The sequence below is a fragment of the Okeania sp. SIO2B9 genome (assembly GCF_010672505.1).
Taxonomy (GTDB): domain Bacteria; phylum Cyanobacteriota; class Cyanobacteriia; order Cyanobacteriales; family Microcoleaceae; genus Okeania; species Okeania hirsuta.
Genome location: NZ_JAAHGK010000327.1, coordinates 1 through 6,323, shown reverse-complemented (window position 1 = coordinate 6,323; position 6,323 = coordinate 1). Strand labels below are relative to the sequence as shown.

Here is a 6,323-nt window from a genome sequence, read left to right as displayed (position 1 = left end):
TGAGCTTATATCTTCCTACCTTTCCTAGGTCATACCTTTTTTGGTCAAAGAATCGACTGTGGAGTAGTTGTTCCCCACCTGCAATAGTTGGTGGCTCTCCAGGGCGTAATTTCCGATATAGTTCTAGTAGTGCCTCTTCTTCTCCAAATTGTCCTTCTTTTTCGATTGTTTTTTGGAAATAATCAGGATGTCTCAAAGAGTCAAAAATTTCACTGTCCCCTAATCCTAAAGCTTTGAGTAATACTTGAGCTGAAAGTTTGCGGGTTTTATCTATTCTGACCCAAACTAAGTCATTCTTATCTGTTTCAAACTTCAGCCATGCACCTCGGTTAGGAATTAAACTGGCATTATATGTGCGTCGTCCACTTTTATCTGTCTCAGATTTGTAATAAACTCCTGGGGAACGAACTATCTGATTAACGATTACCCTTTCAGCTCCATTGATGATAAATGTGCCTCTGTCTGTCATGAGGGGGAGATCGCCAATAAATACTTCTTGTTCTTTAATTTCTCCAGTTTCTTTGTTGATTAAGCGGGTGGGAACATACATTTGCACTGCGTAGGTGCTGTCTCTACGTTTGGCTTCTTCTACAACGTATTTTGGTTGCTTTAGTTTGTAGTTTTTGGCAATAAAGTGAAGTTCTAGTTTTCCTGTATAATCTGTAATAGGAGAATAGCTTTCTAGTTCTTCTATTAGGCCATACTCTAGAAACCATCGAAAGCTTGCCCTCTGAATTTCAATCAGATCGGGCATATTGAAAATTGGTAGGTTGCTTTGGGTGTTGATATTTAATTTTTGATGAATCATTCTTGAGTATCCTGGTTGTTGATTTATAGTTTTTTATGGGTGATTTTATCTCCCACAAATTTTATTTCAAACTTGAATATGTAATACACTTGTAAATTAGTTAGTGTAATATTTTTACAGTTTATATACATGAGTAAAGCAAAGATTCTGTGCCAATTTATTTTTTTTATAAGTAAATTTCATGATTTTTATTGAGTGTTATTTTAATTTTTTTCTGTTAAGTTTACTCACTAACTACTATTTTTGAATCAAACAAAAAAGCTGTAGATAATATCATTTTTATAATTTGGTTAGGATGATGAAGTTTCGCCTAAGTAGTATAAGTATAGTTGTACATTTAAAGCATAAAGCCTAATACAAAAAGTTAGTTTTTCTTAATTAGTAATCTAATAAAAAATACATATTAATTTTTCAAGAAAAGCAAGTTAAACGATAATTTTATTGAAGATATCATAATTATTTGGTGCAGTTGCCAGACAATTATACTCTAATAAGTTTTTTGATTCCGGCCGTCTCCCAACTCAATATACGCTATTTCTGTCGTTGAGACTAGACAACTTTAGTTGTCCTGTGCTAGTTTGATCAATAAAAAGTAAGCAGAATGTTAGGCATTGGCCTAAGCAGACTGTGTAGGGGCACTTTGACTTGTCCCCAAAGAATATATCTTTGGTCAGCTAAGAATAGACGAAGCAACAAGGATTTATCCTGTTGCTTAGTATCTACTTAGAATCCCCGTGAGTTGAATCCGGGGAGTAGTCAATCTCAAACTTACTCTCAGCATTATGTTAGGCCATTAAAGAGCGAACTATTAATTTACTTGTTTGACTTTTAATGATGAAATCTAAATATAATAGCCTTTAGGTATTTTTGGTGTCAATAGATAATCCAAATAGCCTACAAGCATTTTCGCTAGTTTGTAATGCTAAACTTTCTAGCGTCACACCTCTAAGTTCAGCTACTTTTTCAGCAACGTATTTAACATAAGCAGGTTCGTTTCGTTTGCCCCGCTTTGGAACTGGTGCTAGGAATGGACAATCCGTTTCTACTAACAGTCGATCATCATCTACTATTTTAGCTGATTCTTGAATTTGGGTAGCCTTTTTAAAGGTGACAGTTCCACTAAAGCTAATATAAAATCCTAAGTCTATAAATATCTTAGTTTCTTCTGGATTACCTCCCCAACAATGCATTACTCCTTTGACAAGTCCTTGATTTTTTTGGAAATCATCAATAATCTCGGCCATTGAGTGAGCAGCGTCACGACAATGGATAATTAACGGTTTGTTGAGTTTTTTGGCGATGGTTAACTGTTGTCTAAAAACAAATTCTTGTTGTTCTTTATTATCTGCTTTGTAAAAATCTAACCCTGTTTCACCGATAGCCACTACCTGAGGATCGGATGCAGCTAACTCTTCAATTTGAGTAGCCGTCGTAGATGTCCACTTATGAGCATCTAAAGGGTGTAGGCCAACTGCATAAGACAGTTCTGGAAAACGATCTGCTATTGCTTTAATAGCATTGAATTCCTGTGGTTCAACACAAGAGTGGACAAGGTGGACAACTCCTGCTTGTTGCCAACGTTGGCGTATGTCTTCCAGGTCAGAATTGAATACGTCAAAGTTAATATGAACGTGAGTATCAATTAGCTGCATTTGTGGCTCTCCAGGTCTTCCAGTTATCATTTATCAGTACCTTCTGCAATCAGGAGGCTTGACATTATAAATATTCTCTTAGTCAGTTTGTAGTGCTATATTGTCAGTTGATATAGGTATATTGGCCACAAAAATATACAAAATTGTTAATGGATCGCTTTAACTATTTTAAACTTTTTTTACTCAAGACAGCTATTGAAGAAAAAATGAAGTCGGGTAATTAATTTAAGTTCTTACTAATTCTAGCAACTATACCGACTTGTGACATACTCCCACACTAACCATTCGGTATAGTGTGGGCTTCTCACTTCGCAGTCCTGCCATTGCATCGGACTCCATGAAGCTCTAAGGACGGGATGCCCCGCCGCCCTTTTTGCAGAGCGAAAAACTACGCACCTAGCTCCGCAATAAGACTAAGTAATCCAATCTTTTTTAAGAAGCTACAGAATCATTAGTTTCTGAAGACTCTTGCTGTTTACTGTCGATCTTTAGATGCCTTTTATAATATCTAACTAACCTGGACTTTTTGCGAGAACCATTATTTTTGTGTAAAACACCACATTTTACAGCTTTATCAATTTTACTGTAAGCTTTTGACATTCGCAGATTAACTTCTTGCTTTAATTCCTCTGTGGGATTAGCAGCGTAGTTTTCTACAGCAGTGAAGTATTTTTTCATCAGGGTTCTCACTGCTGATTTGTAGCTTTTGTTGCGTAAACGATTGCGTTCAGCAATCTGGATTCGCTTGATAGCAGACTTAATATTGGCCATAATTTAACTTTTCTTTAAGATCCAGACATTGTAGAAATTCATCTCATTCCGACGGTTCCCTTAAGAGACACTGCGGAATTCCTAAGACTCACGACTTAGGTTTCTGCTTCATAGCACCTACCTCCAAGGCTTTTACCTCTTTCCGGCCTTACGGTCACTCCACAGACTTACACTGCTAGCCCAGCAGCCAAAATATATAAAAATATAAAGTACCAGATATATAAATATAGCATTAATTATCAGAAAATACTAATACTTGTTGAAAAATATTGCAATTGAAGGTTTGGTATAGGAGTCGAGGCAAAGGACGGGGACAGATCGAAAGCTTAAAACTCAGATAACGCCAGATTTTTCCTTCTTTCTTCTTCCTTCTTTCTTCTTCACTTCTTCCTTCTGCTAAAGTTAAGCTTTTGGAGATATTGACAGATGATGCAGAAAACTGAGTACAGTATTAAAGATGCCAGTGTTGTTACTTCACGCTATAACAAAGAGTAATGGGTGATTCGGAAACTTACGAGAATGGTTTTACTTTTATCCCTAAATTAAATTAGGGTAAAGCTAAGAGACAATTGGCGACCAATAAGAATTTTTCTTTCTTGATTGTCAAGTGTTGAGCATTCTGCATAGTTTTAATGTTGCTCCAACTCTCTGAGTTCTGAAAGTACCCTCTACTAACGAACTTTATTAGTTGGCATTCCTAATCTCCATGCTGCGAATAATTACTAACTGGCTTGAGGCACAAGCTGAATTAAAACGTATCACAGAACGTACCCATGATGATACGGCTATTGATAAAGAAACAACGGTGCGAGAAATCTTGCGCTCCGTTAAAGAAAAAGGTGATGAGGCTCTATTACACTATACTTCTGAGTTTGACCATATTACCTTGACTCCAGAAGAGTTAAAAGTAACTGGTTCAGAGTTAGATGCGGCCTATCAACAAGTAAATAAGGACTTATTAAATTCTATTCGTTTTGCTGCTAAACAGATAGAAGCTTTTCACCGACAGCGAGTTCCTAAATCTTGGGTTCAGTTCGGTGATGATGATGTGGTTTTGGGCAAACGCTACACACCAGTAGATCGAGCTGGTCTATATGTTCCTGGGGGTAAGGCTGCTTATCCCAGTACAGTTCTGATGAATGCTATACCTGCTCAAGTGGCCAAAGTCCCGAAGATTGTGATGGTAACACCACCTGGTCAAGATAACAAAATTCATCCCGCTGTACTTGTAGCTGCCCAGGAGGCAGGCATTCAAGAAATTTATCGGATTGGAGGGGCGCAGGCAATAGCAGCTTTAGCTTATGGGACAAAGACGATACCAAAAGTGGATGTAATCTCTGGGCCGGGTAATATCTATGTAACTTTGGCAAAGAAGATTGTTTATGGTACTGTAGGCATTGATTCTCTGGCTGGACCTTCAGAGGTGATGATTATTGCAGATTCTGAAGCTAACCCAGTTCATTTAGCAGCAGATATGTTGGCTCAAGCAGAACATGATTCGTTGGCTTCAGCTATCTTGTTAACTACAGATTCAGCAATAGCACGTCAGGTGGTAACAGAGGTAGAGCGACAACTTCAGGATCATCCACGTCGCACAATGACAGAAAAGGCGATCGCCCATTACGGTTTAGTTGTTGTTGTTGAGTCTCTCAAAGCTGCTGCTGAACTTTCTAATCTATTTGCTCCAGAACACTTGGAGTTGGAAGTTGCAGATCCTTGGGCTTTAGTGGAAAATATTCGTCATGCTGGTGCTATTTTCCTTGGTTATTCTACTCCAGAAGCTGTGGGAGATTATTTGGCAGGGCCAAATCATACTTTGCCGACTTCTGGTGCTGCTCGTTATGCTTCAGCATTGGGAGTAGAAACATTTATGAAGCATTCTAGTTTGGTTCAATATTCTTCTGCTGCTTTGCATAAGGTTGCCACAAATATTGATATATTGGCCACGGCTGAGGGGTTGCCCTCTCATGCTAACTCGGTAAGAGTGAGGACGAAAACTCAGGAGCAAGAGCAACAAGAATGGGTGAAAAAAGAAAAAATTAATCAGGAAAATGATGGTAAAAATTTATAAGTAATGCAAGAGGACTCCCGTTAGAATCTTTAAGATCGCGGGAGAACATACCACTAATAATATAGAAAACTCTCAATTGTATAGCACAAGGAAAAAGGAAGCAGGAAGAAGGAAGAAGGAAAAATATTGCGTTGTCTGAGTTTTAAGCTTTTGACCTGTCCGCGCCCTTTCCTTCGACAGCTATAAAGTTTGTAATACTTTCAAAGATGGGGATTTAAAAGTAAGTCTTCATGTCCCACAAGTTGGCTATTAGCTTCTACGGTAGAAAGTCTGTTTAACCTAGATGGGGCTGATTATGGTAGCATTCTGCCTAGTGATGTACCGGAGAGATATGGTCAGTTAAAGTCAAAATGTCTCTTTGTAAGATTTTGTTTAAGTTTTTATAGAACAGATTAGTTGTTACTAAATTTATTCAAACTTTAACTGGGTTTCTTTGTAGAAACCTTAATTATCTATTTATTCATACTGGTGGGCATTATAATTATTTTGGTAACGGCATACTAAACATTTGAGACTTCATTTACCATTACTATACAGGACTACCTATTTCTTATCTCTACTAATACTCTTGTCTATGGCCTTCAAAACAATTATTGTAGCTCTTAGCAATTCACACTCAGATCTAGATTTGGTAATTCAAGCATTGACAGAATTTCACTTAACATCAAAAACGAGAGTGATTTTATCTCATGTGGTTGCTACAGAAAAATCAGATTTGGATCGGGAAGCGGATCAACCTGAACCTGAAGGGAAAAATATTTCTGTCGGGGAATTTGAAAAGCAACTCCAAGTTTACCGAGAAAAACTTCCTTGTACTACTGAAGTAGAGGTTGTGATCGGCGATCCAACTGAAGAAATTGTTCGTTTATCTAATATTTATAATGCAGATTTAATTGTAATTGGTAGTCGGGGATTAAAAGGTATCAATCGGATTTTGCAGGGGTCTATTAGTAGTGAGGTTGTTGCTGAAGCAAATTGCTCTGTGTTTGTGTTCAAGCAGAGATAGCTAATATAATTTTTA

Annotated in this window: 4 protein-coding genes and 1 pseudogene; 2 read left to right on the top strand and 3 right to left on the bottom strand. The window is 37.5% G+C overall.

The window, feature by feature from the left end:
- The 3 genes and pseudogenes from F6K13_RS13445 to rpsT form a co-directional block, all read right to left on the bottom strand.
- A pseudogene (locus F6K13_RS13445) lies at window positions 1–808 on the bottom strand (DNA-directed RNA polymerase subunit beta); the annotation flags it as partial.
- Between the two features lie 857 nt (window positions 809–1,665).
- A complete protein-coding gene (locus F6K13_RS13440; RefSeq protein ID WP_124155116.1) occupies window positions 1,666–2,460 on the bottom strand; it encodes a TatD family hydrolase in 795 nt (264 codons plus the stop codon).
- Window positions 2,461–2,892: 432 nt separating this feature from the next.
- Complete coding sequence (gene rpsT / locus F6K13_RS13435) at window positions 2,893–3,231, bottom strand: 30S ribosomal protein S20 (RefSeq protein WP_124142695.1); 339 nt, start codon at window positions 3,229–3,231, stop codon at window positions 2,893–2,895.
- A 706-nt stretch (window positions 3,232–3,937) separates the two neighbouring features.
- On the opposite strand from rpsT, the gene hisD reads away from it, so the two are divergent.
- Window positions 3,938–5,302 carry a histidinol dehydrogenase gene (gene hisD / locus F6K13_RS13430; RefSeq protein ID WP_287287610.1) on the top strand — a complete coding sequence of 455 codons (1,365 nt, stop codon included), beginning with the start codon at window positions 3,938–3,940 and terminating at the stop codon, window positions 5,300–5,302.
- A gap of 574 nt (window positions 5,303–5,876) precedes the next feature.
- A complete protein-coding gene (locus tag F6K13_RS13425; RefSeq protein WP_124142696.1) occupies window positions 5,877–6,308 on the top strand; it encodes a universal stress protein in 432 nt (143 codons plus the stop codon).
- Window positions 6,309–6,323 lie beyond the last annotated feature (15 nt).

Coding starts and splice junctions, on each gene's coding strand:
- rpsT (WP_124142695.1), bottom strand. CDS start 3,231: ATGGCCAATATTAAGTCTGCTATCAAGCGAATCCAGATTGCTGAACGC.
- F6K13_RS13440 (WP_124155116.1), bottom strand. CDS start 2,460: ATGCAGCTAATTGATACTCACGTTCATATTAACTTTGACGTATTCAAT.
- hisD (WP_287287610.1), top strand. CDS start 3,938: ATGCTGCGAATAATTACTAACTGGCTTGAGGCACAAGCTGAATTAAAA.
- F6K13_RS13425 (WP_124142696.1), top strand. CDS start 5,877: ATGGCCTTCAAAACAATTATTGTAGCTCTTAGCAATTCACACTCAGAT.